The organism is Stagnihabitans tardus (assembly GCF_009925085.1).
GTDB classification, from domain to species: Bacteria; Pseudomonadota; Alphaproteobacteria; order Rhodobacterales; family Rhodobacteraceae; genus Stagnihabitans; species Stagnihabitans tardus.
In genome coordinates, this window is sequence record NZ_JAABNR010000004.1 from 161,006 (window position 1) to 187,197 (window position 26,192).

General features: G+C 66.6%; 23 protein-coding genes. 9 read left to right on the forward strand and 14 right to left on the reverse strand.

Annotation, left to right across the window (positions count from 1 at the left end; genetic code table 11):
* Window positions 1-293 precede the first annotated feature (293 nt).
* The 7 genes from GV832_RS05665 to GV832_RS05695 form a co-directional block, all read right to left on the reverse strand.
* The gene (locus GV832_RS05665) at window positions 294-1,856 is read right to left on the reverse strand and encodes a CRTAC1 family protein (protein WP_168773862.1); all 1,563 of its coding nucleotides are present in this window, start codon (window positions 1,854-1,856) and stop codon (window positions 294-296) included.
* Between the two features lie 3 nt (window positions 1,857-1,859).
* Entirely contained in the window at window positions 1,860-3,176 is a 1,317-nt protein-coding gene (locus GV832_RS05670; RefSeq protein ID WP_168773863.1) for a vanadium-dependent haloperoxidase, read from the reverse strand.
* Between the two features lie 298 nt (window positions 3,177-3,474).
* Entirely contained in the window at window positions 3,475-4,776 is a 1,302-nt protein-coding gene (xylA, locus tag GV832_RS05675) for a xylose isomerase (RefSeq protein WP_168773864.1), read from the reverse strand.
* 23 nt (window positions 4,777-4,799) lie between these two features.
* Window positions 4,800-6,236, reverse strand: coding sequence for a xylulokinase (gene xylB, locus GV832_RS05680; RefSeq protein ID WP_168773865.1), 1,437 nt, complete (start codon window positions 6,234-6,236; stop codon window positions 4,800-4,802).
* On the reverse strand, window positions 6,236-7,000 hold the full coding sequence (locus GV832_RS05685; RefSeq protein WP_168773866.1) for an ATP-binding cassette domain-containing protein: 765 nt from the start codon (window positions 6,998-7,000) through the stop codon (window positions 6,236-6,238). The genes xylB and GV832_RS05685 overlap by 1 nt, the downstream gene beginning before the upstream one ends.
* Before the next feature lie 12 nt (window positions 7,001-7,012).
* On the reverse strand, window positions 7,013-8,329 hold the full coding sequence (locus GV832_RS05690; RefSeq protein ID WP_168773867.1) for a sugar ABC transporter permease: 1,317 nt from the start codon (window positions 8,327-8,329) through the stop codon (window positions 7,013-7,015).
* A gap of 187 nt (window positions 8,330-8,516) precedes the next feature.
* Entirely contained in the window at window positions 8,517-9,542 is a 1,026-nt protein-coding gene (locus GV832_RS05695) for a substrate-binding domain-containing protein (RefSeq protein WP_168773868.1), read from the reverse strand.
* Window positions 9,543-9,754: 212 nt separating this feature from the next.
* Here GV832_RS05695 and GV832_RS05700 point away from each other — a divergent pair, with 212 nt between their 5' ends.
* Complete coding sequence (locus GV832_RS05700) at window positions 9,755-11,011, forward strand: ROK family transcriptional regulator (RefSeq protein WP_168773869.1); 1,257 nt, start codon at window positions 9,755-9,757, stop codon at window positions 11,009-11,011.
* A gap of 42 nt (window positions 11,012-11,053) precedes the next feature.
* Here the strand turns inward: GV832_RS05700 and iolE are convergent, their stop codons facing one another.
* Window positions 11,054-11,953 carry a myo-inosose-2 dehydratase gene (gene iolE, locus GV832_RS05705; protein WP_227754257.1) on the reverse strand — a complete coding sequence of 300 codons (900 nt, stop codon included), beginning with the start codon at window positions 11,951-11,953 and terminating at the stop codon, window positions 11,054-11,056.
* 246 nt (window positions 11,954-12,199) lie between these two features.
* Between iolE and GV832_RS05710 the strand changes: the two genes are divergently transcribed.
* Window positions 12,200-14,491, forward strand: a complete 2,292-nt coding sequence (locus GV832_RS05710; protein ID WP_168773870.1) for a Tex family protein — start codon at window positions 12,200-12,202, stop codon at window positions 14,489-14,491.
* Window positions 14,492-14,711: 220 nt separating this feature from the next.
* Here GV832_RS05710 and GV832_RS05715 read toward each other — a convergent pair whose 3' ends face one another.
* The 3 genes from GV832_RS05715 to hisF are packed head-to-tail and all read right to left on the reverse strand — an operon-like array spanning window position 14,712 to window position 16,299.
* Window positions 14,712-15,017, reverse strand: coding sequence for a phosphoribosyl-ATP diphosphatase (locus GV832_RS05715; RefSeq protein ID WP_168773871.1), 306 nt, complete (start codon window positions 15,015-15,017; stop codon window positions 14,712-14,714).
* Window positions 15,017-15,541: a YcxB family protein gene (locus GV832_RS05720; RefSeq protein WP_168773872.1), complete on the reverse strand. Its 525-nt coding sequence runs from the start codon at window positions 15,539-15,541 to the stop codon at window positions 15,017-15,019. The genes GV832_RS05715 and GV832_RS05720 overlap by 1 nt, the downstream gene beginning before the upstream one ends.
* Window positions 15,541-16,299, reverse strand: a complete 759-nt coding sequence (gene hisF, locus GV832_RS05725; protein ID WP_168773873.1) for an imidazole glycerol phosphate synthase subunit HisF — start codon at window positions 16,297-16,299, stop codon at window positions 15,541-15,543. Before hisF ends, GV832_RS05720 begins: the two co-directional genes overlap by 1 nt.
* Before the next feature lie 116 nt (window positions 16,300-16,415).
* Between hisF and GV832_RS05730 the strand changes: the two genes are divergently transcribed.
* Complete coding sequence (locus tag GV832_RS05730) at window positions 16,416-17,291, forward strand: hypothetical protein (RefSeq protein WP_168773874.1); 876 nt, start codon at window positions 16,416-16,418, stop codon at window positions 17,289-17,291.
* Here the strand turns inward: GV832_RS05730 and hisA are convergent.
* Window positions 17,263-17,979, reverse strand: coding sequence for a 1-(5-phosphoribosyl)-5-[(5-phosphoribosylamino)methylideneamino]imidazole-4-carboxamide isomerase (gene hisA, locus GV832_RS05735; RefSeq protein ID WP_168773875.1), 717 nt, complete (start codon window positions 17,977-17,979; stop codon window positions 17,263-17,265). The two genes, GV832_RS05730 and hisA, sit on opposite strands and share 29 nt — an antisense overlap.
* 106 nt (window positions 17,980-18,085) lie before the next feature.
* Between hisA and GV832_RS05740 the strand changes: the two genes are divergently transcribed.
* Window positions 18,086-18,475, forward strand: a complete 390-nt coding sequence (locus GV832_RS05740; protein WP_168773876.1) for a DUF2147 domain-containing protein — start codon at window positions 18,086-18,088, stop codon at window positions 18,473-18,475.
* Window positions 18,476-18,542: 67 nt separating this feature from the next.
* The gene (locus tag GV832_RS05745) at window positions 18,543-19,937 is read left to right on the forward strand and encodes an MFS transporter (RefSeq protein ID WP_168773877.1); all 1,395 of its coding nucleotides are present in this window, start codon (window positions 18,543-18,545) and stop codon (window positions 19,935-19,937) included.
* On the opposite strand, the gene hisH is transcribed toward GV832_RS05745, so the two are convergent.
* Both hisH and hisB read right to left on the reverse strand, forming a co-directional pair.
* Window positions 19,906-20,541 (reverse strand): imidazole glycerol phosphate synthase subunit HisH, encoded by a 636-nt coding sequence (hisH, locus tag GV832_RS05750; protein WP_168773878.1) that lies wholly within the window; start codon window positions 20,539-20,541, stop codon window positions 19,906-19,908. The genes GV832_RS05745 and hisH overlap by 32 nt on opposite strands.
* A gap of 66 nt (window positions 20,542-20,607) precedes the next feature.
* Window positions 20,608-21,192 carry an imidazoleglycerol-phosphate dehydratase HisB gene (gene hisB / locus GV832_RS05755; RefSeq protein ID WP_168773879.1) on the reverse strand — a complete coding sequence of 195 codons (585 nt, stop codon included), beginning with the start codon at window positions 21,190-21,192 and terminating at the stop codon, window positions 20,608-20,610.
* A gap of 99 nt (window positions 21,193-21,291) precedes the next feature.
* On the opposite strand from hisB, the gene GV832_RS05760 reads away from it, so the two are divergent.
* Genes GV832_RS05760 through GV832_RS05775 form a run of 4 tightly spaced genes read left to right on the forward strand, consistent with a single transcriptional unit; the run spans window position 21,292 to window position 26,188 of the window.
* Window positions 21,292-22,233: an acetylxylan esterase gene (locus GV832_RS05760; RefSeq protein ID WP_168773880.1), complete on the forward strand. Its 942-nt coding sequence runs from the start codon at window positions 21,292-21,294 to the stop codon at window positions 22,231-22,233.
* 33 nt (window positions 22,234-22,266) lie between these two features.
* Window positions 22,267-23,298 (forward strand): DUF4037 domain-containing protein, encoded by a 1,032-nt coding sequence (locus tag GV832_RS05765; protein WP_168773881.1) that lies wholly within the window; start codon window positions 22,267-22,269, stop codon window positions 23,296-23,298.
* Window positions 23,295-24,293: a uroporphyrinogen decarboxylase family protein gene (locus tag GV832_RS05770; RefSeq protein ID WP_168773882.1), complete on the forward strand. Its 999-nt coding sequence runs from the start codon at window positions 23,295-23,297 to the stop codon at window positions 24,291-24,293. Before GV832_RS05765 ends, GV832_RS05770 begins: the two co-directional genes overlap by 4 nt.
* Window positions 24,290-26,188 (forward strand): hypothetical protein, encoded by a 1,899-nt coding sequence (locus GV832_RS05775; RefSeq protein WP_168773883.1) that lies wholly within the window; start codon window positions 24,290-24,292, stop codon window positions 26,186-26,188. Before GV832_RS05770 ends, GV832_RS05775 begins: the two co-directional genes overlap by 4 nt.
* The last annotated feature ends 4 nt before the right edge of the window (window positions 26,189-26,192 follow it).

Here is a 26,192-nt window from a genome sequence, read left to right on the forward strand (position 1 = left end):
CCGGACCTCCCCCGGCGCCCGGTTGGCGGCGGAGGCCTGTTTGACGACGGGTGCTGGGGGGGTGCCGCTCTGGTGTCTTGTGGTCCGGGCGCTGAGCTGCGGCGCGTGATGACCTGACCTCCAAATGTCTTCAGCGCCGGAGCCCGCCCCATGGCGCCGCCCCTGCCCTTTCTCACTGGCCCAAATATCCCCGCCGGAGGCATGCCCCAAAGCCATGGGCTTTGGGGCCGGAACCGGAGGGCGAAGGCCCGGAGGCGACAGGAAAGGCTTGCGGCGTCAGCCGCTCCATCGGGTCAGCGCTTGACGGCAGCACCGCCCTTGGGGAGGTGATAGAAGCTGTCGGCCGCCAGGTTCTCCCAGGGGCCTTCGCTGCCATCGGGCCAGATCACCCGGACCTCGGCCGCAGCCTCGGCGCCGATCCCGAAGTGACGCCAGCCGATCTGGCCGCCGCCTTGCCCGCCGCCCACCGTCAGCTCGCGCCTTTGCACGCGGTCCCCGACCCTGACCTCGATCCAGCCGCCCACCGCATCGCGATTGGCGCCCTCTTGCACCGGCGCCAGCATCAGCCAATGCCCCAGTGCCTCGCCCCCGATCCCAAGGCCCTTGTTCCGCCAGAGCTCCGCCCCCGAATGGCGGTTCGCCACCACCAGGTCCAGTCGCCCATCGCCGTCGAGGTCCACGACCGAAGCCCCCCGCGCCATGGCCATCGAGGCCACGCCCGCCCGGTCCCCCGCCTCGGTGAAGCCCTTCTCGCCGCCCAGAAGCAGGTTGTTCGGGTCGTTCTGCGCGAAATCCGGCATCTTCTCGACATTGCCCTTGGCCACGAAGAGATCGACGAAGCCGTCGTCATTCACGTCCTGGAACTCGGCATGCCAGCCGGTCGAGGGCCGCTCGTCCCCGCCGGTATAGGGCCGGTGCGCCGTGGCCTTCATCGCGAATGCCACATCCTTGAAGACCGGCTTGCCCGGGCCCTCGGCCAGGGTTTGCAGCTTCTGATCGGCCATCGAGGTCAGGTAGTAATCGGGGAAAAGGTCGCCGTTCACATCGGCGCTGGCAATGCCCATGCCCCATATCTTGAGGGGCTTCCAGCCCTCCTCCTTGCCGTAAAGCTTCGGCGCCTCACCGGGCGGCACATGCCACATCTGCTCGGTCCCGCCCTTGTAATACTCCCGGTCATTGGACACCCGCAAAGAGGGGGTCCCCGAGAGGTTCCAATCGGTGAAGAGCATCGAGAGGGCACAGAAGCTGGGCTGCAGCTCCAAGGGCTCGGCAAAGCCCTGACCCTTTGGCCGGTAAAGCAGGTTTTCAGTGCAAGAGCCCCAGGGGAAGGCCTCTTCCTTGCGGTCGATATAGGTCCCCACGGCGAGCGTCGGCCAATCCGCGCCCTTCTCCCAGGTCGCGGCAAAGGCGCTGGACCAGAGGTCGCGACCCTCGAAACCCCAGGCCTCGTTCATGCGTTCAAAGCGGCACTGGCCCAGGCCGCGCATCACCAGGTCCTCGCCCGAGCGCAGCACCACGAGGTCCATCACCCCGTCGGAGTCGATGTCCAGGGGCCAGGCGCCGGTCACGCGGGTCTCTTCCAGCCCCGCGACCTGGGCGCGGAAGCTCAGCGCCCCCGGCTTGCTTTCGTTCAGGTAAAGCGCGGCCGGCGCCGTGCCGCCCGCGAAGAACAGCTCCGGCAAGCTGTCGCCCGAACAGTCAAAGGCCGCAACTCCGCCGCCCACCATGAACTGCCAGTCGCCCTCATAGCTGTGGACGACGCCCGAGGTCGCCGTCTGGTCCTGGAACTGCGGCACGACGGGTTCGGCCAGGGCAGGCATGGCCAGAACCAGGGTGAGGGCCAGGGACTTGCGCATCTCTCAGGCCCTGGTCTTCAGGTCGACGGCAAACTGGCCGACGCAGCGCCCGAGCTTCTGCCCCTCGGTGATGGCGGGCATGAAATGGATGCCGCCGTAAAGCCGCGATATCCCGGCCTCGTCCGCCGCCGCCCAGAAACTGGCGAAGCTGCGTTCCGGCACGCCATCGGGCGTGGGGGAGTGGTCGTCGAAGGCATAGTCCTCGCCGAAAAGCGCGGTCAGGACCGTGGCTCCGGCTGCCGATTGCACCGAGTGGCCGGAAGGGTATTCCGGGAAAGGCGGGGTGTTCAGGATCGGAACCCAGGCCTTGTCGATCACCTTCTGGATATAGGTCACCGGCCGGATCGTGTCGAAGCGGTACTTGGCCGCCCAGCAGGCGATGAAGGCATCGGCCTGGCCGATGCCCATGCGGGCCAGGGCCTCGACCGTGGCCGACAGGTCAAGCCCGCGTTCCTCGGCCACCTGCATCAGGATCGCGACCCAATGCCCCGGCGGGGTCCAGGTCAGCATGGCGTCATCGGCCCAGAAGCGGGCGATATGGGTCTGCTCCTCGGTCAGGGTCTTGGAGGTCTCATAGACCTGCAGCGCCTCGGTGTGGAATTGCGAGCCCGGTTCCTCGGAATAGGGCGTGGGGTCCGCGATGCCGCAGGGGAGCGAGGCGGGCATGGCAAAGGGCCGGTTGTTGCCCCAATTGGGCAGAAGCGGCGCCTGTTGCAGGCTGATCTTCGAGGTGGGCAGCCATTCGCCGGGCGTGCCCTTGGGCTTCCATTCCTTCGGGAAGCCCTGGTTCTCGATCACCGCGCCGCCATCCGTGGCGGCCCAGTCGAGGATCGCCCGGCCCAGCCCGACCCCGGCGGAACGGCTGGCGGCCACGACATCGGCCGCGACCCCCTCGGCCGCCTGTTCCGCCATCTTGGCGGTCATCACCTGGGTCGCATGCTGGCCCGTGGGCCCGGTGTTCTGGAACAGCGCCTGGACCAGCGTCTCCAGCACGCCATTCATCACGACGGCCGTGTCATAGCCCTGGCCCGGAGCCCGGTCGGGCAGGGTCTGAAGCCCGTTCAGCTGGCCTGCCAGCGAGACGAGGCCCCGCCCCTCGGGCACCAGGGCCTCATAGGCGCCGATCCCCATCAGCGCCAGCGCGCGCGAGGCGACCGGGGGCGTCATGGTGGCCGTGTGCCTGACCAGCTCCAAGCCCAGCTTGTACCAGTTGTTCAGCACCCGCTTGGCGGCTTCGTCGCGCGTATCGGCCCAGGCGGTAGAGGTCAGGGACAGGACCGCAAGGGCCACGCCCCCGGTCAAAAAGCTGCGCCGTTGCATGCCACCCCTCCCAAGGTCCGCGCCCTTTGCGGGCTGTTCAGCACGGTTGCGGGGGAAATCCCCCTTTGTCGATAGAAACGTCAAACGAATGAATTTGCAAACATATCCGGGGTTTCCAAAGGGGCCCGGGGGCCCCTTTGGGCAGGGGGTGCGGGGGGCGCGCCAGCCGCGCAAGGCGTTGCGCGGCGTTCTTCGCTGAAAACCTTCCACTGGAAGGTTTTCCGGGCGCTCATCACCCCCGCTTCCTCCGGGAGACATCGCAGGCATTTCATGCCAGCAATGTCTCCCGGACCCCGCTTCAGACGTAACGGTTCCAGAGATTCTCCAGACGCTCTTGCCGACCGGATTTCGGCTGCGGCTCCAGGCCCTCGGCGGTCACCCGCGCGGCGGCCTCTTCCAGCGAGCCCTTCAGCATGGCCTGAGCCTTCTCCGACTTCCACCCGGCATAGCGCGCCTCCCGGGCCGCTTCCAGCTCGCCCGATTCCAGCAAAGCCGCCGCTGCCTTCAAAGCCTTGGCGCAGGTGTCCATGCCGCCGACATGACCCAGGACCAGGTCCTCGGCGTCCAGGGACTGACGGCGGATCTTGCTGTCGAAGTTGGTGCCACCAGCCCCCAGGCCACCGGCCTTGAGGATCTCGTAATAGGCCACGGCGGTCTCGGGCACGTTGTTCGGGAACTGGTCGGTGTCCCAGCCCGATTGCAGGTCGTTGCGGTTCATGTCGATCGAGCCCAGGATCCCCAGGGCCGCCGCCGTCGCGAGCTCATGCTCGAAGGAGTGACCCGCGAGGAAAGCATGGCCGGTCTCGATGTTGCACTTCACCTCACCCTCCAGACCGAAGTCCTTCAGGAAGCCGTAAACCGTGGCGACATCATAGTCATACTGGTGCTTGGAGGGCTCTTGCGGCTTGGGCTCGATCAGGATCTGGCCCTTGAAGCCGATCTTGTGCTTGTATTCGACCACCTGCTGCAGGAAGCGGCCGGCATGGGCGCGCTCGGCCTTCATGTCGGTGTTGAGCAGCGTCTCATAGCCCTCGCGCCCGCCCCAGAGGACATAGTTCGCGCCGTTCAGCTTGTGGGTGGCATCGAGGTTCGCCTTCACGCTTGCCGCCGCATAGGCATAGACATCCGGGTCCGGGTTGGTCGCGGCACCGGCCATCCAGCGGCGGTTCGAGAACATATTGGCCGTGCCCCAGAGGAGCTGGGTCTTGTGGGTGGCCTGCTTCTGGGCGAGGTAATCGACGATCTCATCCAGGTTGCGCTTGGATTCCGCGAAAGTCGCGCCCTCGGGGCGGACATCGGCGTCGTGGAAGCAATAGAAGGGCGCCTGCAGGATGTCGAAGAGCTCGAAGGCCACGTCGGCCTTCATCTTCGCGGCCTCCATGCCGCCGTCGAACCAGGGGCGGTTCAGCGTGCGCCCGCCGAAGGGGTCGTGGCCCTCATAGGCCAGCGAGTGCCAATAGGCCACGGCAAAGCGCAGGTGGTCTTCCATGCGCTTGCCCAGGACGATCTCGTCGGGGTTGTAGTGGCGGAAGGCGAATTCGTTGGTCGAATCCGGGCCTTCGTACTTGATCTGCGGGATGCCTTTGAAGAAGTCGGTCATGGTCAGTCCTTGAGGGGGCAAAGTTAGTGGGAAAGCGCCTGGATCGCCTTTTGCGCGGCGCGGAAACGGGCGTGTCCGGCATCGAAAGCGGCGGTCAGGGAGGTGTCGGGCTCGATCACCCGGGCGATGGGGGGCATGGTCGCCACCTCGGCGCCCGCGCCGGTCGCGGCCATCAGGCCAAGCCGGGCCGCACCCAGCGCGCCGCCGAAGTCGCCGGCCACCGGGACCTGCACCGGCACATCCAGCGCCGTGGCGATCAGCTTCAGCCAGTAGTCCGACCGCGAGCCACCGCCGACGGCCAGGACATTCTCGAGCTTGGTGCCGGTGGCAGCCAGGGCGTCGCGGCTGTCGCGGAAGGCATAGGTCACGCCCTCCAGCACGGCGCGGGTGCCTGCCGCACGGTCGGTCTGATGCTCCAGCCCCAGAAGCGCGCCGCGGATGGCGGCATCGTTCAAGGGCGTGCGCTCGCCGCCCAGGTAGGGCAGGAAGAGCCCCTTGCCCGGGCCTTGCAGCGGCCCAAGCTCGCCGGTCAGCGTGGCCGCGGTCTGGCCCACCAGGCCCGCATACCAGTTCAGCGCATCGGTGGCGGCGAGGATCACACCCATCTGGTGCCAGGTGCCGGGCAGGGCGTGGCAGAAGGTGTGAACGGCGGTGGCCGGATCGGGCTGATAGCCGTCATTGGCGGCAAAAAGCACGCCCGAGGTGCCAAGCGAGACAAAAGCCTGCCCCGCCTTCACGACACCCACGCCGACGCCCGAGGCGGCGTTATCGCCTCCGCCCCCGGCCACGACGACCTGGCCCATGCCCCAACGTGAGGCCAATTCCCCGCGCAGGTGCCCCGAAACCTCCGAGCCCTCGACCAGGCGCGGCATCTGGGCGCGCGTCAGACCGGCGGCGGACAAAAGGTCATCCGACCAGTCCCGCGCCCCGGTGTCGAACCAGGCGGTGCCCGCGGCATCGGACATCTCGCCCACATGTTCGCCCGTCAGCCAGAGCCGCAGGAAATCCTTGGGCAGAAGCACCATGGCCACCTGGTCCCACAACGCGGGCTCATGCCTGCGCATCCAGGCCAGTTTCGGCGCGGTGAAGCCCGGGAAGACGATGTTGCCCGTCACCCGGCGGAAGATCGGGTCGCCGTCCATCTCGGCGGCTTCCTCGTGGCTGCGGGTATCGTTCCACAAAATACAAGGCCGCAGCACCTGGTCAGACTTGTCCAGGACGGTGGCCCCATGCATGTGGCCCGAAAGCCCGATGCCCTTGACCGCGCCCAGGCCATGGGCCGAGAGCTTGTCCAGGACGGTCTCGGCCGCCGCGATCCAGGAGGAGGGCTCTTGCTCCGACCAGCCCTCATGCGGGCGCTGGACGGTCAGGGGGGCGGTGGCTTCCGCCACCACCTTCTGGTTGTCGTCGATCAGGATGCCCTTCAAACCCGAAGTGCCAAGGTCCAGACCAATATACATCACGCAGCCTTTGCCGGTTTCTTGCCGAGGATGATCATGCCCAGGATGTCTTCGTCGGTGACCTCGTCGACCTTGACGGTGCCGACCAACTGGCCGTTCTTCATCACGGCGGCGCGGTCGCAGAGCTTCATGACCGAGTGGATGTCGTGCTCGATCAGGAAAATCCCAAGGCCCTGGGCCTTCAGCTCCTGGATGAGCTCGGCCACCATCTGGGTCTCATGCGGGCCCAAAGCGGCGGTCGGCTCGTCCATGATCAGGATCTTGGCGTTGAAATAGACCGCCCGCGCGATGGCGACCGATTGGCGCTGACCGCCCGACAAAGCCGAGACCGGCACGTTGAACTTGCGGAAGTTCGGGTTCAACCGGCCCATGATCTTGCGGGTCTCGGCCTCCATCTTGGTCTCGTCCACGAAACCCATGGAGTTCACGAGTTCCCGCCCGAGGAAGAGGTTCGAGGCGGCGTCCAGGTTATCGGCCAGGGCCAGGGTCTGGTAAATCGTCTCGATGTTCTGGGCCCGGGCGTCGCGGGGGTTCTTGATCTCGACCTTCTCGCCGTTGATCAGAATCTCGCCGCTGTCAGCCTGATAGGCGCCGGACAGACACTTGATCAGCGTCGACTTGCCCGCGCCGTTGTGACCCAGAAGGCCCACGACCTCGCCGGGGTAGAGGTCGATGGAGACATGGTCCACCGCCTTGATCCCGCCAAAGGCGATCGAGATGTCGCGCAGTTCGACCAGGGGGGTGCCGCGATTGGAAGTGCTCATGATGTCGTCCCCTTACTTGATGCGTTTGCGGTAGAGGATGTCGAGATAGACGGCCAGAACCAGGGCCGCGCCGATCACGATCTTGCGGTAGGACCCGTCGCCGAAGCCGATCAGGACCATGCCGGTCTGCAAGGACACCAGGACCAGGGCCCCGATGATCGCGCCATAGATGGTGCCGACGCCGCCCGCCAAGGAGGTGCCGCCGACCACAGCCGAGGCGATGACGTAAAGTTCGTCGAGGTCACCGAGCGCATTGGTGGCCGAGTTCAGGCGGGCCGAGGCGATGACGCCCGCAAGGCCAGCCAGCGCACCCATCAGGGTGAAGATCTTGACCGTCATGGCGCGGGTGTTGATGCCCGAGAGCGCAGCCGCCTCGGGGTTGCCGCCGATGGCGAAGACATAGCGTCCGAACCGGGTGCGGGTCATCAGGATGGTCATGCCGATGGCGACAACCAGCAGGATCAGCACCGGATAGGCATAGCCATGAGAGATGAAGGCATTCTCGGGCACTTCCTGCCCCAGGCCCTCGTAATACTGCTTCAGGATGCCCTTGGGCCAGGGATAGGCATTCACGACCAGGGTCGCGCCGCCGATCACGCCAAGACCCAGGGCGGCCATGAAGACCTCGGCCCACATCGGGCGCAGCGGGAAGCCGTGTAGCTTGCGGTTGGCCCGGCCGTTGACGATCATCCAGATGACACCCGCCGCAGCGATGGCCGCCACGATCCAGGAGCCCGTGCCGCCGATGGCGCCGAAGGGGCCTCCGCCGATCAGGTTGAAGGTCGCATCGACCGGCGAGATCGTCCGGCCATCGGCCGCAAGGAAGGCCACGCCGCGCCAGACGAGCAGGCCGCCCAGCGTCACGATGAAGGAGGGGATCGAGAGATAGGCGATCAGCGAGCCCTGGAAGGCGCCGATCAGAGCGCCCACGGCCAGGCCGAAGATCACCGTGATGACCCAGATCATCGGATGACCGAGGCCCAGCCATTGCGGCAGCCATTCGACCTGCAAGAGGCCCATGTACATTCCGGTCACGCCGACGATGGAGCCCACCGACAGGTCGATGTTGCGGGTGATGATGACCAGGACCATGCCGGTCGCCATGATGCCGATCGAGGCGGTCTGAACCGAAAGGTTCCACAGGTTGCGCGGGGTCAGGAAGGACCCGTCGCCCAGAACGAACTCGCCGTAGACGTGAAAGCCCACCCAGATCATGAACAGCGCGCCGACCATGCCGATCAGGCGGGGGTCAAGCTCGGTGGCACGCAGGAAGGCGGCGATGGGGCCGTCCTTCTCCTGGGTCTGGGGGCGATGGGATGTATCGGTCATGTTGTGTCCATGAACTGGGGCCGCGCGGCTGCGCAGACGGGAAACGCGGGGCCTGGCACCCCTTTGGGGTGGGCCACTCGGGCGATTCCGATGCGAGGGTTGGGGCCGGAAGGAGAACTGCGTGCCCCGACCGTGGAGCAAAGGAAAACGCCGGCCCCCCGAAGGGGACCGGCGCGAAGTCAAAGGCTTATTCGCAGCCCTTCACACCGGCCATGGCGCCTTCGCAGGCCTGTTCCTTGGTGATGTGGCCGGCGTCGATCGCCAGGTTGACCGTGTCCTTGGTGATCGCGGTCGGCGACAGGAGGATGGCATTCATCTCCACGCCCTTCTCACCGCCCGAGAACTTGGTCGCACCGGCGATGGCGTCCAGCGCCACGCCCTCGGCCAGCTGGGCCGCGATCTCGCCGGCAGCCTTGCCGAGCTGACGCGAGTCCTTCCAGACCGAGACGGTCTGGGTGCCGCGGGCCACGCGGTTGATGGCGGCGAGGTCGCCGTCCTGGCCACCCAGCGGAACGTTCAGGCCCTGGGCCGCCAAGGCGGCAGCAGCGCCACCGGCCATGCCGTCGTTCTGCGACAGAACGGCGTCAACGGCGTTGTTGTTGGCGGTCAGGATCTGTTCCATGTTCTTCTGGGCGTTCTCGGGCTTCCAGCCGTCCGAGTTCGCTTCGCCGACGATCTTGATGTCGCCCGCAGCCACGGCAGCGCCGATGACTTCTTCCATGCCTTGACGCAGGAAGCCGACGTTCGGGTCACCGGGGTCGCCCTTGATGATGGCATAGTTGCCCTTCGGAGCCGCCGCGAAGACGTTCTCGGCAATGATGCGGCCGACGCCGACATTGTCGAAGGTCAGGTAGAAGGTGCGGGCGTCTTCGATCAGGCGGTCGTAACCGACGACCGGGATGCCTTCGGCAGCGGCCTTTTCGATGGCCGGCCCGATGGCGTCCTTGTCCCAGGCGTTGATGATCAGGGCGTCAACGCCCTGGGCGATCAGCGCATCGATGTCCGACAGCTGCTTTTCGGCCGAGGACTGCGCGTCGGCCGAGATATACTCGTCGCCGGCGGCTTCGATGGCGGCCTTCATGGCAGCTTCGTCGATCTTCCAGCGCTCTTCCTGGAATTGCGCCCACGAAACGCCGATCTTCTTGCCTTCGGCGAAGGCGGCGGTCGACAGGCTGGTCGCCGCGAGCAGCGCGGCGAGAACTACTTTACGCATTCTTATCCTCCCATGGATGTGGCCAGCGTATGGCCGCCCCGCAGATTCGTCGGGGCAGGCGTGACCCTGCCGCGAATAATTTCAGTTGTCAAAATATAAATCGCATCGCATTCTGAGTTTGGCGAAAATAGGGACGGTTTTTGCGCTGCATTGCAGAAAAAGCGGCAGGACATTTGACCAATCTACGGGTTTTTCGTTCAAGGGGTGAAGAAATGCGCAGAGAGGGACAAGGGGAGCATTCGGGCTGTGGTCCGCTGATCACGCCTTGGTCCGAACAGATGCGGCCCCTGCGCCAGCAGGTCTTCGAACGGATTCGCGCCCAGGGCCTGGTGCCGCGCGTGCAGCTGGCCAAGGATTTGGGCGTCTCTCCGGCCTCGGTCACCACGATCACGCAAGAGCTGATCGAGGTCGGCCTGATCGAAGAGACCGCGACCCCCGCCGCTGCCGGGAGGGGCCGTCCGGCTGTGGCCTTGGGCGTGCGGGCCGGGGCCCATGTCGTTGCGGGGCTCAAGCTTTCCGACCGCGAGCACACCGCCGTCATCGTGGATTTCGCGGGCAACATGCTGGCCGATGATGCGGTCGCGCGTGAGCCGGGGCCTGCGACGCTGGACGAGCTGCTCGACGCGGTCGAGGTGCTCTTGGACAAGGTCTGCGCCAAGGCGGGCGTGGCGCGCTCGGCGCTCTCGGGGGTGGGGATCGGCGTGCCGGGCTTCGTCGATCATGCCGAGGGGATGGTGCATTGGTCCTCGACGCTGGTCGAGCGCGAGGTGCCGCTGGCGCGGGCGGCCAGCCTGCGGGTGGGTTGCCCGGTGTCCATCGACAATGATGCGAACCTGGTGGCCCTGGCCGAACTTTGGTTCGGCGCGGGCCGGGCGCTGGCCGATTTCGCCGTGGTCACCATCGAGCACGGCGTGGGCATGGGTTTCGTGATGAACCACCGCATCTATCGCGGGGCGCAGCGCCTGGGGATGGAGCTTGGCCATACCAAGGTGCAGCTCGACGGCGCGCTCTGTCGCTGCGGCCAGCGCGGTTGCCTGGAGGCCTATGTCGCCGACTATGCCCTGGCGCGGGAGGCGGTGACGGCGCTGAACCTTTCTCACCGCCAAAGCCCCTCGATGAACGTGCTGCTTGAAAGCCTTTACCAGCATGCCAAGGCGGGCAATGCGACGGCCCGCTCGATCTTCCGCCGGGCGGGGCGCTACCTGGCGCTGGGGCTTGCCAATGTGGTGAACCTCTTTGATCCGGCGCTGATCATCCTCTCGGGCGAGCGGATGAAATACGACTATCTCTACGCCGCCGAAACGCTGGCCGAGATGCAGGACCTGGTGATCAACTCCGGTCGCCCGCGCCCGCCCATCGAGATCCATGCCTGGGGTGACCTCCTCTGGGCCCATGGCGCGGCGGCGCTGGCGCTCAGCGAGGTCAGCGAACGCGCCCTTGGCGGCACGCGCGAGATGGCCGCGCAGTAGGAGCCCCGGGGCATACCGCGGGGCTCCTTGCGTGCCAGCCGATCAGACGACCGTATAGCCCGCAGCCTGCATGACGCGGTGCAGTTCCTTGTTGCCCTTGGTCGACCATTCCAGCGGAGGAGCCTTCTTCGGGTCCTGCTCGGCCTCGACGACGAACCAGCCCTCATAGCCGTAAGAGGCCAGGCGTTTCACAATGGCCTCGAAGTCCAGCGAGCCGTCGCCCGGCACGGTGAAGGCGCCCTTCATGACGGCGTCGAGGAAGCTTTCCTTCGTGCGGTCGAGGCTGTCGACCACGGCGCGGCGGATGTCCTTGGTATGGACATGGGTGATGCGCTTGTGGTGGTTGTCGATGGCCCTCAGGCAGTCGCCGCCGGCAAAAGCCAGGTGGCCCGCGTCAAAGAGCAGGGGGATGCCTGCGCCGGAGTGTTTCATGAAGAGGTCGAGTTCCGCTTCGGTTTCAACGACCGCCGCCATGTGGTGGTGATAGGACAAGGGCATCCCCTGCTCGGCGCACCATTCGCCAAAGGTGGTCATGTTGCGCGCATAGATGCGCATCTGGTCTTCGTCCAGCCTGGGCTTGGTTGCCAGGGGCTTGGAGCGGTCGCCCTGGATCGAGCGCGCGACCTCGCCATAGACGATGCAGGGCGCGCCTGCCGCCTTGAAGAGCGCCATCTGCGCCTGGATCCGGGCCTTGTTCTCTTCGATGTCGCCCTCGAGGATGGTCCCCGAGAACCAGCCGCCGCAGACCGACATGTTGTGCGCCTTCAGGATCGGGCCCAGTTCCGCCCAGTCCATCGGAAAGCGGCGGCCCGTCTCCATGCCGGTATAGCCCGCGACCGAGGCCTGGCGGAGACATTCCTCCAGGGACACATCATCGGACAGTTCCACGAGGTCGTCGTTCCACCAGCAGATGGGCGAGATGCCCAGTTTGGCCTTCAGCATGGGATCACCTTTCGGTTTGGGTTTGGAGGGTGGCCTAGCGCGGACGCCGAGTCGGGGCAAGTGGTTTGGAATGAATATTCCAAAAATGGGTGGGTTTGGTGCGGGTGGTTGGTCCGGGGGCGCTGCCCCCGGACCCCCGGGATATTTTTCGACCAATGAAAGGGGAGGGCGTGCGGCGGTGGGGGGCTTGCGCCCGGGGCGGGCTGCGGCGATGTTCGGCGCCCGTTTCGCATCAGGAGTCGCGCCATGGCCATTCGTCCCATTCCCCAGATCATTGCCACCGAGATCGGCGCCTCGGTGGGGCAGGTGGCCGCGGCGGTGGAGCTTCTGGATGGCGGGGCGACGGTGCCCTTCATCGCGCGCTATCGCAAGGAGGTGACGGGGGGGCTGGATGACACGCAGCTGCGGACGCTGGCCGAGCGGCTGGTGTATTTGCGCGAGTTGCAGGCACGGCGCGAGGCGATCGTGTCCTCGATCACCGAGCAGGGCAAGATGACCGATGAGCTGGCCCGGGCGATTGCCGGGGTGGTGACCAAGGCGGAGCTCGAGGACCTCTACCTGCCCTACAAGCCCAAGCGGCGCACCAAGGCGATGATCGCGCGGGAACTGGGGTTGCAGGGGCTTTACGATGCCGTGCTGGCGGATCGCTCGGCGGATCCGATGGTCTTGGCGGGTGGCTATGTGCGGGAGGGCGTGGCGGATGCCAAGGCGGCGCTGGAAGGTGCCCGCGATATCCTGGCCGAGGGGCTTTCGGAGGATGCCGGGCTTTTGGGGCGCCTGCGCGAGCATATGAAGAAGGTGGGGGTTCTTTCGGCCAAGGTCGTGGCGGGGAAAGAGGCCGAGGGCGAGAAGTTCCGCGATTACTTTGCGCATCAGGAACCCTGGGGGCTTGCGCCCTCGCACCGGGTTCTGGCCATGCTGCGCGGGCAGAACGAGGGGATGCTGTCGGTGGACCTCGAGGTCGATGCCGAGGCGCCCAAGGGCGAGAGCCCCTGTGAGCGGGCCTGCGGGGCGGTGTTGCGTGCCGAAGGACGGGGCCCGGGGGACAAGTGGCTGCGCGAGGCTGCGGCCTGGGCCTTCCGGATCAAGATCCGGACCTCGCTGGTCCTGGACCTGATGGGAGAGCTGCGCGAGAAGGCCGAGGCCGAGGCGATCCGGGTCTTTGCGCGGAACCTGAAGGATTTGCTCCTGGCGGCTCCGGCGGGGGCCAAGGCGACCCTGGGGGTCGATCCGGGCATCCGCACGGGCTGCAAGCTCGCGGTGGTCGATGCCACGGGCAAGGTTCTGGCGACTGACACGATCTATCCTTTCCAGCCCAAGAACGATGTGCGCGGCGCGACGGCCACCTTGGCGCGGCTGGTCGTGGCGCATGGGGTCAAGCTGATCGCCATCGGCAACGGGACGGCCTCGCGCGAGACCGAGAAGCTCGTGGCCGATATGCTGGCTTTGCTGCCCGGCGAGAAGCCTGCCAAGGTCGTGGTGAGTGAGGCGGGGGCTTCGGTCTATTCGGCCAGCGAATTGGCGGCGCAGGAGTTCCCGGAGCTGGATGTCTCGCTTCGTGGCGCCGTGTCGATTGCGCGGCGTTTGCAGGACCCGCTGGCGGAGCTTGTGAAGATCGAGCCCAAGGCGATCGGGGTTGGCCAGTATCAGCATGACGTGGACCAGGGGCGGCTGGGGAAGTCCTTGGGCGAAGTGGTCGAGGATGCCGTGAACGCCGTGGGCGTGGAGTTGAACACGGCCTCGGCGCCCTTGCTCTCGCGGGTGTCGGGGCTGAGCGAGGGGCTTGCGCGGGCCATCGTGGCGCATCGGGATGCGAATGGGCCGTTCCGGTCGCGCAAAGAGCTGTTGAAGGTCGCGCGGCTCGGTCCCAAGGCTTTTGAACAGGCGGCGGGCTTCCTGCGCATCCGGGATGGGGCGGAGCCTTTGGACGCAAGCTCGGTCCACCCGGAGGCCTATGATGTGGCGAGGAAGATCGTGGCCTCATGCGGGCGGGATATCCGCAGCCTGATGGGGGATGCTGGCGCCTTGAAGGCCCTCAACCCGCGCGCCTTTGTCGATGAGAAGTTCGGCCTGCCGACGGTGCAGGATATCCTCTCGGAGCTTGAGAAGCCCGGGCGCGACCCGCGGCCGGAGTTCAAGACGGCGACCTTCACGGAAGGCGTCGAGGAGATCAAGGATCTGAAGGTGGGGATGCTGTTGGAGGGCACGGTGACCAATGTCGCGGCCTTTGGCGCCTTTGTTGATGTGGGGGTGCACCAGGATGGGCTGGTGCATGTCAGCCAATTGGCCGACCGTTTCGTGAAGGACCCGCATGAGGTGGTGAAGGCGGGGGATGTGGTCAAGGTGCGGGTCGTCGAGGTCGATGTGGCGAGGAAACGCATTGCCTTGACGATGAAGAAGGACGGCGGGGCCTCGGCAGTGCCGTCGAGCGAGCGGGGGGCGCCCAAGGACAGGCATGTGCGGGGGGCGATGTCGGCGGCGCCGAAATCGGTCGGTGGGGGCGCCTTCGACGCGCTGCGCGACAAGTTCAAACGGTAGCTTTCCCCGCGCGGTCGGAGGATTTCTGCGAAATCCGCCGCCCACCCGGGGAGGGGGCGCGGCCTGCTGCGCAGGCCGCGCTTGGGCGTTGCGCTGGGCGCGTTGGGGCTGCCGGTTTGGCCGGGACGGATGACCTTGCCCGGCATGACCCGCTCTCTGGCCGGTCCTGGAGCCGTTCCGGCATCAAGGCAGCGTAGGGTGCGCTTCAGCGCACCGCCCCCTAGCGCGCGGCTTTTTCCGCTATGCCCGAGGTCCCCTCGCGGCGGGTCAGTTCGGCCTCGACATCGGAAAGCGTGATATCCCGGGCGGCGAGCATCACCAGGAGGTGGTAGAGCACATCCGCCGCCTCGGCGATGAGCTTGTCGCGGTCGCCCTTGACGGCCTCGATGATCGCCTCGATGGCCTCTTCGCCGAACTTCTCGGCGCATTTCTCGGGGCCCTTGGCGAGGAGCTTGGCCGTCCAGGAACTGTCGGGGGAGGCGGATTTGCGGGCCTGGATGGTGGCGGCGAGATGGGCGAGCGTCATCAGAAGGGCTCTTTCACGACGGGGATGCGGGCGCGGATGGCGGCGGTGAAGGCCTCCATCTCGGCGGGGGAAGCGAAGGCGGAGCTGGGGATCGGGAAGAAACTGACCCCGGGAGTGATGAGCAGGAGGCCGTCTGGGCCCGGAACGATGTCGCTGATGGCCGCCCAGGTCAGCTCGTGGCGGGCGAGGTCGCTTTGCAGGATCACGCCGCCATCCGACAGGCGGACCTGAAGCCGCCCGGTCAGGATGGGCGCTTGGGCAACGACCCCGGTCACGCTCCGGCTGCGGAACCGCAAGACACCAACCCACAAGAGAGCCAGGGCGACCAGGGGGAGCCACGCGGCCATCCTGGGGTCGATCAGCCCGAACTTGTGCAGAAGTGTCGGCAGTGTCAGGAGCAGCAAGGCCCCAAGGACCAGGAACAGGGGCGCCCAGCGGACCCCGCGCGGCATGCCACGTCGCCGCGCAAGCTTCATGGCCTTGGCCAGCGGATAGCCTTCCAGTGTGAAGGCCTTGGTCTCCATCACAGCCTCATCGCGATGCCGGCCTCGGCCATATGGGCTTTGGCCTGGGCAATCGTATAGGTGCCGAAGTGGAAGATGCTGGCGGCCAGGACGGCAGAGGCGCCGCCTTGGGTCACGCCCTCGACCAGGTGGTCGAGCGTGCCCACGCCGCCTGAGGCGATGACGGGGACGGGAACGGCGTCCGAGATGGCCCGGGTCAGGGGCAGGTTGTAGCCGCCCTTGGTGCCGTCGCGGTCCATGCTTGTCAGGAGGATCTCTCCGGCGCCCTTCTCGGCCATCATCACGGCGAATTCCACCGCGTCGATGCCGGTCTCCTTGCGGCCGCCATGGGTGAAGATCTCCCACCGTCCCGGCGCCACGGTCTTGGCGTCGATGGCCACAACGATGCATTGGCTGCCGAAGCGGTCGGCGGCCTCGGCCACCACATCGGGGTTGGCGACGGCGGCGGAGTTGAAAGAGACCTTGTCGGCCCCGGCCAGAAGCAAGGCCCGCACGTCGTGGTGGGTGCGGACGCCCCCGCCCACGGTCAAGGGCATGAAGCACTGTTCCGCCGTCCGGGTCACCAGGTCGAACATCGTGCCGCGGTTCTCATGGGTGGCATGGATGTCGAGGAAACAGAGCTCGTCCGCCCCCGCCGCATCATAGGCGCGCGCGGCCTCCACGGGGTCGCCCGCATCGATCAGGTTGACGAAATTCACGCCCTTGACCACGCGGCCATCGGCGACATCGAGACAGGGGATGAGACGGGTTTTCAGCATGGGCAGGGGTATAGCCGGGGCAGCCCGGGCGGGGAAGGCGGAAAGATGCCGCCACGGTGCCAAAGGTCAGGCGCGCGGCCGATTTCATGGCAGACTGCGCGAAAACGGAGGATGCGATGCGGTTTCTTCTGGCCTCGGCCTGCCTTGGGATCATCGCCTTCTGGGCCTCGGAGGTCTTCTTCTGGTCGATCCCGCATCCGGATTTCGCCTTGGCCGATCAGGCGGTGACATGCCTCGCCTATATGTTCTGCGCCTCGGTGGCGCTTTATGTCGTGACGCGGGCGGGGGTGCAGGGGGTGAAGGCGGCTTTCCTCGGCGGCGCGGTGCTGGGCTATCTGGTCGAGGGCGCGGTGGTGGGGACCATGTATGACGCCTTCCCCTTCCAGCTGGTCTGGACGCCCTTGGCCTGGCATGCGCTGATCTCGGGCGGGGTGGTGCTGGGGCTGGGGCGGGCGGGAGGCGCCTTGCAACGGTTGGGCCTGTGGCTGGGTCTGGGGGTCTTTGGCGCGGTTCTGGCGAGCTATTGGCCCAAGGAACACCCGATCCCGGGGCAGGAGGCGGTTCTGGCCTATCTGATGGGTTTTGGCGCGCTGGTGGTGGCGGCGCAATTGGCCTTGGATCGCATCGGGCCGCTGACGGCGCCGCCGCTTTGGGTCATGGCCTTGCCGGGGGGGCTGCTGGGGGCCTCCTGGGCGATGCAGGGGGTGGCGACGCTGAGCCCCCTTCGGCTTTTGCTGCCCGTGATCCTGGCCGTGCTGGTTTGGCTGGCCTTCCGGGTCGGAGACCGCCAGCCGCTGCGCCTTGGCCCCTCGGGGGGCTGGCGGCATGGGCTTTTCCTGGTCACGCCGCTGGTGACGGCCATGCTGGGACGGCTGGCCTGGGATGCCTTCCCCGAAGGACTGGAGATCTGGCCCCTGGCCGTGGTGACCTGCCTCGTCGCGCTGATCTGGCTGGGGAGCCTGCTCAGGCCAGGGCTTTCAGCGCCTCGGTAAGGTCGATGGCCCCGTCGTAAAGCGCGCGGCCCGAGATGGCGCCGGCGATGACGCCCGTGGCTTTCAGGGCGTGCAGGTCCGCCATCCGGGAGACGCCTCCGCTGGCGATGACGGGGATGGACACCGCGCGGGCGAGCGCCTCGGTCGCCTCGATGTTGGGGCCGCCCATGGCGCCGTCGCGGTCGATGTCGGTGTAGATGATGGCCGCGACGCCCGCATCTTCGAAGCTCCGGGCGAGGTCGGTGGCCTGGACATTGGTCTCCTCGGCCCAGCCCTTGGTGGCGACAAAGCCCTTGCGGGCGTCGATGCCCACGGCGACCTGTCCGGGGAAGGCCCGCGCCGCCTCGCGCACCAGGGCGGGGTTTTCGACCGCCACGGTGCCGAGGATCACGCGGGAGAGGCCCTTTTCCAGCCACATGGCGATGGTCGCCATATCCCGGATGCCGCCGCCAAGCTGCGTGGGCACCTTGATGGCCTTCAGGATCGCCTCGACCGCGGCGCCATTCACCGGGGCGCCCGCGAAGGCGCCGTTGAGGTCGACAAGGTGCAGCCACTGGCAGCCCGCGTCCTGAAACTTCAGCGCCTGGGCGGCGGGGTCGTCGCCAAAGACGGTGGCCGCCGACATCTCGCCGCGCAAGAGCCGCACGCATTGGCCGTCCTTCAGGTCGATGGCGGGATAAAGGATCATGGCAGCCTCCATTTTGCGGCTGTTTAGGGGCCATGGCGGCGGGACGCAAGGTCACGCTTTACAGCCGGGCCCTGGCTGGTTCTCCTGTGGGCAAAGGGAGGATCACATGAAGACACTGATACTGGTGCTGGCCCTGATGGGCGCGGGGGCGGCCATGGCCGATCCGGTCGAGGGGCTGTGGAAGACCAAGCCCGATGACAACGGCCACTTTGGCCATGTGAAGATCGCGCCTTGCGGGACGGCGCTTTGCGGCACGCTGGTCAAGGCCTTTGACGAGACGGGCACGGCGCGCGAGAGCGAGCATATCGGCCGCCAGATCGTCTGGGACATGGTGGCCGAGGGGGATGGCCTTTACGACGGCGGCCAGGTCTGGGCGCCGGACCGCGACAAGACCTATGTCGCCAAGATGAGCCTTGCGGGCGATGTGCTCTCGGTCTCGGGCTGCGTCATGGGCGGGCTGATCTGTCGGGCGCAGGACTGGACCCGGGTGAAATAGGGCAGAGGTCGGTCCCGGGCTGGCTCTTGCGCGGGAAAGGGTTAGAACGGGGGCAAGGAGACTTGCCATGACCGATGCCATTTCCGACGAGGCCCCCAGCCGCTGGGCCGATCTTGTGACGCCCCGGCACCTGGCGGCCACGGTGACCGTGGCGCTTGGCGTGGTGCTTTTCGCCTTCAACGCCTTTGTCGTGGCGACGGCCCTGCCTGCGGCCGTCTCTGATTTCGGCGGGCGGGAGTGGCTGGCCTGGGCCACATCGCTTTACATCATCGCAAGCATGCTCTCGGGGCCCTCGGCGGCGGCGGGGATGCACCGGCTGGGGGCGCGGCGGCTGTTCATGCTGGCGGGGGTCGTGTTCCTGGGCGGCACGCTGATGGCGGCCTTTGCGCCGGGGATGGGCTGGCTTCTGGCCGGGCGGACCTTGCAGGGCTTTGGAGCGGGCTTCATCGAATCGGGCTGTTACGTCCTGATCCCGCAGCTTTTTCCGCCGCGCCTGATCCCGCGGGTCTTCGGGGTCGAGGCCGTGGCCTGGGCCGTGGCGGCCTTTGGCGCGCCGGCCCTGGCGGGGTGGCTGGCCGAGGTCGCCTCCTGGCGCTGGGCGCTTCTTACGGCGGTGCCCATGGCGCTGGTCTTCCTGGCGCTGGTGCCCAGGGTGGTGAGCAATGCCAAGGGTGCGGACCAGGCGCCGGGGCTGCCCCTGGTGCCGCTTTTGGGCTGTGCGGCGGGGATGGGGCTGGTTCTGGTCTCGGATGGTGCGGGCTGGATGGCGGCGCCGCTTTTGGCCTTGGGGCTTGCGCTCTTCGTCCTGGTGATCCGGGCGGATGGGCGGGCCGAGGTCCGGCTTTTCCCGCGCGGGGCCTTTGGCCTGGGCGCCCTGGGCCTTGGGCTTTGGCTCGCGCTCTTGATGCCCTTGTCGCAATCGGCGGGCTCGGTCTTCTTGTCATACGGCTTGCAGATGCTCTGGGGCTGGACGCCGATCCTCGCGGGGCTCGAGGCCACGGTCCTTGCCATCAGCTGGTCGGGGATGCAGACCCTTGCGGCAAGCATCGGCGGAGACCGCAGGCGCCTGGTGATCTGGGGGGCGGGGCTTCTGGTCCTGGGGCAGGGGGCGATGCTGGCGGCCTTTTGGGCCACCTCGGCGCCCCTGATGCTGGCGGGGCAGCTGGTGACCGGAGCGGCCTTTGGTCTGTCCTGGGGCGCGCTGAGCCAGATGGTCATGGAAGAGGCGGGGGCGGAGCGCGACGTGGCCTCGGGGCTTTTGCCGGTGGTCATGTCGGCCGGTTACGGCATCGGCGCCGCGCTTTACGGGCTGGCGGCCAATCTCGCGGGCTTTGGCCTGGCCGAGGGGGAGGCCTTGCGCCTGGTGCTTCTGGTCGTCTTCGGCCTGAGCTTCGTCCTGGCCCTGGCGAGCCTGGCCCCAGCCTGGGGCCTCAGGGCTTCCAGGCGAGGAAATTCGCGATAAGCCGCAAGCCCGCAGCTTGCGATTTCTCGGGGTGGAACTGGGTGCCGAAGAGATTGTCGCGGCCGACGATGGCCGTGACCTCGCCCGCATAGTCGACATGGGCGAGGCGGTGGGCGGGGTTGGCCACCTTGAAGTGATAGGAATGGACGAAATAGGCGTGATCGCCGGTCGAGAGCCCCGCAAGGCAGGGGTGCGGGTGGTCGAGGATCAGGTCGTTCCAGCCCATATGCGGGACCTTGAGGCCCGGGTCGGAGGGGGTGATCTTCGTGACCTCTCCGCCGATCCAGTCGAAGCCCGGGGTGGGTTCATATTCCAGTCCGCGCGTCGCCAGCATCTGCATGCCGATGCAGATGCCCATGAAGGGGCGGGCCTTTCGCGTCACGGCCTCGTCGATCGCCTCGAACAGCCCGCCGTGCTCGCCCAAGGCCTTGCGGCAGGCGGGGAAGGCGCCGTCGCCCGGCAGGACGATGCGGTCGGCCCGCGCCACGTCCTCAGGCCGCGAGGAGACGAGGATTTCGCCTGACGTCTCTGCCGCCATGCGCTCGAAGGCCTTTTGGGCGGAGTGCAGGTTGCCGGAATCGTAGTCTACGAGGACGGTGAGCATTCGGATGCCTTATCGCGGGCGGATGCCGGGGCCTCCGGCGGGAGATATTTGGGCCAAATTGAAAGACTAGAGCGCGCCCTTGGTGGAGGGGAGGGCGTCGTTCCTGGGGTCTTTCTCGACGGCCATGCGCAGGCTCTTCGCCACGGATTTGAAGGCGGCCTCGGCGATGTGGTGGGAGTTGATCCCGTGGCGGCGGTCGATATGCAGCGTGATGCCGCCATGGGTGGCAATGGCCTGGAAGAACTCGCGCACCAGTTCGGTGTCGAAAGTGCCGATCTTTTGGGTCGGGAAGCCCAAGTCGCAGATCAGGTAGGGCCGCGCCGAGAGATCCAGCGCGCAAGTCACCTGGGCGTCATCCATGGCCAGCGCGAAATGGCCATAGCGGCGGATGCCCTTCTTGTCGCCCAGAGCCTTGACCAGGGCTTGGCCGATGGCGATGCCGGTATCCTCGACCGTGTGGTGGTCGTCGATATGCAGGTCGCCCTTGGCGCGGATCACCATGTCGATGAGGCTGTGCTTGGCCAATTGATCCAGCATGTGGTCGAAGAAGCCGACCCCGGTCTGGATATCCGACTTGCCGGTGCCATCCAGGTCGAGCGTCACCTCGATGGAGGTCTCATGGGTCTTGCGGGTGATCGTGGCCTGGCGCATGGGGCTCTCCTTTGGGGCTGCTTATAGGGCGCAGAGGGGGCGCTGAAAAGGCTGGAAAGACGGGTGATTCTGGGGTCAAGTGAGGGTGGAGGATCCCAGATGCCCTTTCCCGACCTTTCCCCTGACGTGGTGGCCGAATATCGCAGCGATGCGCGGGCGCCCGAGGATTTCGATGCCTTTTGGAGCGGGACATTGGCCGGGGCGCGCGGCGACCTGGGGTTGACGGTCACGCCGGTCGAGGATGGCCCGGTGTTTCAGGTCAGCGATGTCAGTTATCGCGGCTTTGGCGGGCATGAGGTCAAGGGCTGGCTGATTGCCCCGCCCGGGGCCTCTTCGGTCGTTGTGAAGTTTATCGGCTATAACGGCGGGCGGTCTTTTGCGCATGAGCATCTCTTCTGGCCCTCCACGGGGCGGGCGGTGCTGGTGATGGACACGCGGGGCCAGGGGAGCGGCTGGGCGCCGGGGGCGACGCCGGACCCGGTGGGGTCGGACCCCGCCCACGCGGGCTTCATGACCAGGGGCATCCTGCGGCGCGAGGATTACTTCTACCGCAGGGTCTTTACCGATGCGGTGCGGGCGGTCGAGGCGGCCTTTACGCTTTACCCAAGGGTTGCGGTGGCGGGGGGGAGCCAGGGCGGGGGGATCAGCCTGGCCGTGGCGGGACTGGTGCCGGGGCTGTCGGCGGTCATGCCCGATGTGCCCTATCTCTGCGACTTCTGGCGCGGGGTGACGGTGGCGACGCGCGATCCCTACCTTGAAATCGCGCGCTATCTCGCTGTCCATCGCGGGGCGGAGGAGGCGGTCTTCCGCACGCTCTCCTACTTCGACGGCGTGCATTTCGCGGCCCGTGCCACGGCGCCCGCGCTCTTTTCGGTGGGGATCATGGACACGATCTGCCCGCCCTCGACCGTCTACGGCGCCTATAACGCCTATGCCGCGCCCAAGCAGATGGCGCGCTACACGTTCAACGACCACGAGGGCGGCGGGCCGTTCCAGGAAATGCGGCAGAAGGATTGGCTGGCGGGGGTGATGCCCGCCTGATTTTCGCTGCCTGAGGGGAGTTTCGGGGGGAGAATGAGCACGATCATGACGGAAAGCCGCGCCTTCTGGGAGGAGGTGGTGCGGCCCGCCCTGGCAGGGTTCCCGCTGGACCAGATGGCGGCGGGCTTTTTCGGCTATGGGTCCGATGTGCTGGGGCTGGATGACCAGTATTCCATCGATCACCACTGGGGCCTGCGGGTCAATATCCTTCTGCCCCAGGCGCTTATGGATCAGGTCCCGGCGTTGGAGGCGGCTTTGGAGGCGCTTCCGACCCATTGGCGCGGCCGCGAGCTGGGGGTGATGTATTCGAAGACGCGGGGCGTGACGGTGGCTTCCCTGGAACACCACCTTCTCTCCACCATCGGGCTGGACCACCCGCCCGCGACCCTGGCCGAGTGGCTCTCGATCCCCGAAGAGGACGTCACCCATGTCGTGGCCGGAGAGGTCTGGCATGACCCCTCGGGCCGCTTCTCGGCGGTGCGGGCCGCCTTGGAGGCCTATTACCCCGAACCTGTCCGCCTGCGCCGCCTCGCCCATTGGAGCCGCTATTTCTCCGGCATGGGCGTCTATGCCCTGAAGCGCGCCATCCTGCGGGAGAACTGGCTTTACGCCTCCACCACCTTTGCCCGCTCCTTGCGTTGGGGCGTGCAGATGGCCTTCCTTCTGGACCGCCAATACTACCCCTACGACAAATGGCTGACCGTCGCCTTCCACCGCTTGCCGCGCATGGGGCCGCGCCTTGCCGCCATCGTCGAGGAAGCGCCAAGGCTGGAGACGCCTTGGGCGCGGAAACTGGAGCTCTTGCACCAGATGTCGGATATCCTCGACCAAGCCATGGTCGAGGATGGGCTGATCGCGCCCCATCCGAAATACAAGGTCTCTGACACCTCGGGCTATCGCCTCCTCGAGGCGGCCTATGCCGAGCTGATCCAGAAATGCCCCGCCGAAATTCAGGGCCTGATCCCGCAATGGGAGCAGGTCCATTGGGAAAGCTTCCATTCGGGCTTTGTGGCCCAGGTGGATTTGGCCGACTGGCGCCATATGCTGGTCTTGGAGGAAGAATGACGCTTTCGATGAATGGCCGGGATCGGGTGCTGGCCACCCTTGCAAGAAAGCCCGTCGACCGCACGCCGATCGACTGCTGGCTCTATCAGAAGCAATTCGTGGAACGGCTGGCCGCGGATTACGGCCCGCGCGAGAAGTTCATCGAGGAATTCGGCGTCGATGTCTTTGTGGGCCTCATGCCCTATCCCAACCAATACGGGAAGCGCTTCGATATCTCCGAACTGGCCTCGGTCCCCCTGGAGGATCCGCGCGATCCGAAATGGCTGGGGTTCAGCGACTGGAACTATGACTTCGGCGGGGTGAATATCCGCACGGCGCTCGCCGATCACCATGGGAAAAGGGCGGTGCTGGCCCATGTCTGGGGGATGGTCGAGGGGACCTCCTCCTTCCTCGGGATCGAGAATTGCTGGATGCATCTCGGCGGCCAGCCCGACAAGATGGCCGCCCATTTCGACCGCTATGCCGATTGGCTTTGCGTCCAGGTCGAGGAACTGGTCGCGGCGGGGGTCGACATGATGACGCTCTCGGACGACTGGGGCTCGAATGGCACGATGCTCTTCAACCCCAAGGCCTGGAGGAAGCTGATCAAGCCCTATGCCGGGCGCGTCGTGGCCCATGCGAAAAGCCTCGGCTTGCCGGTCAACCTGCATTCCGACGGCTATATCCTGCAGATCGTCGATGACGTGATCGAGATGGGGTTTTCCTCCTGGCATCCGGTGCAGGAGAGCGCAGGCATCGACCCCGCCGAGGTCAAGGCCAAGTGGGGCGACAAGATCACCATTTACGGCAGCCTCGACGTGGTCGATGGGCTCTTGAAATACGACGGGGATGAGCTGGACGAATATATCACCCAGCGCTTCCACATCTATGCGCCTGGCGGCGGCTTCATCTTCAACGGCGGGCATTTCATCCAGCCCGATATCCCGCCCATGCGCCTCGTGCGGGCCTACCGCCTGGTCAATGAGCTGGCCGCGAAATACCGGACCTTGCAGTGACTTTCCGCGCGGTTGGCCCCTTTGCCCCCGGAGGCGCCCTGGAGGGCGCCTTCTGGATCGGCTCGGACCATCCGTTTGACCTGGCCGAGTGCTACCTGACCTTCCGCCGGGATATCGAGCTTGCCGAACCCAAGGGGCGGTTCGCCATCGCCTGCGACCACCGCTACCGTCTTTGGGTCAATGGCGTGCATATCGCCCGCGGGGGCTGCCGCTCCTGGCCCTGGGCCATGGCTTATGACGACCATGACATCTCCCACGCCCTGCGGGTCGGTCTGAACCGGATCGAGGTGCAGACCTATTCCCCCGGCTATTCGCATTTCGCCCATGTCTCCCGCCCGGCTTGCGGTTGGATCGGCGGGATGGAGGGCGCGCCCTCGGATCCGCGCTGGCGCGTTTCCCGCGACCGGAGCTATGCCGCCGAGGTCCCCCGCGTCTCGATCTATGGCACCGGGGTCGAGGACCGCGCCTTGCCCCGGGACCAAGGCTATGCCGCCCCCCGCATCCTGCAACCGCCCGAGGGGCCCTTGTGGCAGGGCCTGCACCCCCGCCCATTGCCGCTCTTGCGCGAGGAGGTCAGGGGGCTCACGCCTTGGAAGGTCCTCCCCGCGCCCCTGCCAGAGGGTCACGGGCCCGCTTCGGCGCTTCACGGCCAAATCACCCGCGCCCTGTCCGAGCCCGGCGCTGGGCGGCTGACGATCTATGACCTTGGGGTCTCCCAGACTGTCTCCCCCGAAGTCACCATCGAGGGCCCCGGAACCCTGCTCATCTCCTATGCCGAGAAGCTGGCCGGCGACCTTCCCCTGATTTCTGACCCTCAGACCTATTGCCGGATGCGTGTCACCGACCGTTACGCGCTGTCCCCCGGCCGGAACGAGGTCCAGCCCTTCACCCCCCGCGGCGCCCGCTATCTGCTTTTGCTCTCGAAAGCCCCGCCACAGGTGCAGGTCCGCACCGCGCATTACCCCTTCGACCCAATCTCCTATCCCGACCAGGGCGCGCTGAACCCCATCGCGCAGACCTGCCGCCGCACCATCCTGACCTGTCTTCAGGACGGTTTCGTCGACAGCATCTGGCGGGAAAGCTCGCAATGGCTGGGCGATGTGGTCCCCGAGGCCCTGGCCTTCTCCGCGATCAGCGACGACCCGCGCCCGATGAAATTCGCCTTGGACATGGCGGCGGCGGGGGCGGCAGAGGACGGCATCCTGCCCTCGATCCTGCCCGGCGACGTTCCAGCCTATGTCGTCACCGATTACAATTTCTCATGGGTCGAGCTTCTGGACCTCTACCTCAGCCATCCCAAGGCCGAGCCCGATACGCTCACCCGCCTGGCCCCGGTGCTGCACAAGATGCTGGGTCGCTTCCAACAAGACCTGAAAGATGGCCTGATCCATTCCCAACCCGGGCGGAGGCTTTTCCTCGACTGGTCGTCCATGAGCCGGGCCGAGCCCAACCTGACCTACAACCTGCGCTACCTTTACGCGCTGCAAATCGCCCATCGCCTGACCGGGGCCTGGGGGGCGGAGGCCGAGGCCCTGCAACAAGCGATCCGCACCCTTGGCCCAGACTGGCGCGAAAGCCCCGGCGGAGCCCCCGCCAGCCAGCTCGCCCTCGCCTTCCTGTCGCTGACCGACACGCACCACGACCCCGGTGCGATCATCGCGGCGAGCCTCGGGGAAGCCGCCACCCGCGCCTCGCCCTTCATGCACCACTATGTCTTTGCCGCCCTGCAAAAGGCCGGGCGCAATGACGCCATCCGCCAGATCATCGCCAAGCTCTGGGCGCCCTGGGGAGGCCTGCCCACGACCCAGGAGAATTGGGACATCTCCTTCCCCGACGGCTCCGCCTGCCACGGGTTCTCTGCCCATCCGCTTTACTGGCTGAAGGCGGCCAGCTGAAGCA

Coding starts and splice junctions, on each gene's coding strand:
- GV832_RS05665 (WP_168773862.1), bottom strand. CDS start 1,856: ATGCGCAAGTCCCTGGCCCTCACCCTGGTTCTGGCCATGCCTGCCCTG.
- GV832_RS05670 (WP_168773863.1), bottom strand. CDS start 3,176: ATGCAACGGCGCAGCTTTTTGACCGGGGGCGTGGCCCTTGCGGTCCTG.
- xylA (WP_168773864.1), bottom strand. CDS start 4,776: ATGACCGACTTCTTCAAAGGCATCCCGCAGATCAAGTACGAAGGCCCG.
- xylB (WP_168773865.1), bottom strand. CDS start 6,236: ATGTATATTGGTCTGGACCTTGGCACTTCGGGTTTGAAGGGCATCCTG.
- GV832_RS05685 (WP_168773866.1), bottom strand. CDS start 7,000: ATGAGCACTTCCAATCGCGGCACCCCCCTGGTCGAACTGCGCGACATC.
- GV832_RS05690 (WP_168773867.1), bottom strand. CDS start 8,329: ATGACCGATACATCCCATCGCCCCCAGACCCAGGAGAAGGACGGCCCC.
- GV832_RS05695 (WP_168773868.1), bottom strand. CDS start 9,542: ATGCGTAAAGTAGTTCTCGCCGCGCTGCTCGCGGCGACCAGCCTGTCG.
- GV832_RS05700 (WP_168773869.1), top strand. CDS start 9,755: ATGCGCAGAGAGGGACAAGGGGAGCATTCGGGCTGTGGTCCGCTGATC.
- iolE (WP_227754257.1), bottom strand. CDS start 11,953: ATGCTGAAGGCCAAACTGGGCATCTCGCCCATCTGCTGGTGGAACGAC.
- GV832_RS05710 (WP_168773870.1), top strand. CDS start 12,200: ATGGCCATTCGTCCCATTCCCCAGATCATTGCCACCGAGATCGGCGCC.
- GV832_RS05715 (WP_168773871.1), bottom strand. CDS start 15,017: ATGACGCTCGCCCATCTCGCCGCCACCATCCAGGCCCGCAAATCCGCC.
- GV832_RS05720 (WP_168773872.1), bottom strand. CDS start 15,541: ATGGAGACCAAGGCCTTCACACTGGAAGGCTATCCGCTGGCCAAGGCC.
- hisF (WP_168773873.1), bottom strand. CDS start 16,299: ATGCTGAAAACCCGTCTCATCCCCTGTCTCGATGTCGCCGATGGCCGC.
- GV832_RS05730 (WP_168773874.1), top strand. CDS start 16,416: ATGCGGTTTCTTCTGGCCTCGGCCTGCCTTGGGATCATCGCCTTCTGG.
- hisA (WP_168773875.1), bottom strand. CDS start 17,979: ATGATCCTTTATCCCGCCATCGACCTGAAGGACGGCCAATGCGTGCGG.
- GV832_RS05740 (WP_168773876.1), top strand. CDS start 18,086: ATGAAGACACTGATACTGGTGCTGGCCCTGATGGGCGCGGGGGCGGCC.
- GV832_RS05745 (WP_168773877.1), top strand. CDS start 18,543: ATGACCGATGCCATTTCCGACGAGGCCCCCAGCCGCTGGGCCGATCTT.
- hisH (WP_168773878.1), bottom strand. CDS start 20,541: ATGCTCACCGTCCTCGTAGACTACGATTCCGGCAACCTGCACTCCGCC.
- hisB (WP_168773879.1), bottom strand. CDS start 21,192: ATGCGCCAGGCCACGATCACCCGCAAGACCCATGAGACCTCCATCGAG.
- GV832_RS05760 (WP_168773880.1), top strand. CDS start 21,292: ATGCCCTTTCCCGACCTTTCCCCTGACGTGGTGGCCGAATATCGCAGC.
- GV832_RS05765 (WP_168773881.1), top strand. CDS start 22,267: ATGAGCACGATCATGACGGAAAGCCGCGCCTTCTGGGAGGAGGTGGTG.
- GV832_RS05770 (WP_168773882.1), top strand. CDS start 23,295: ATGACGCTTTCGATGAATGGCCGGGATCGGGTGCTGGCCACCCTTGCA.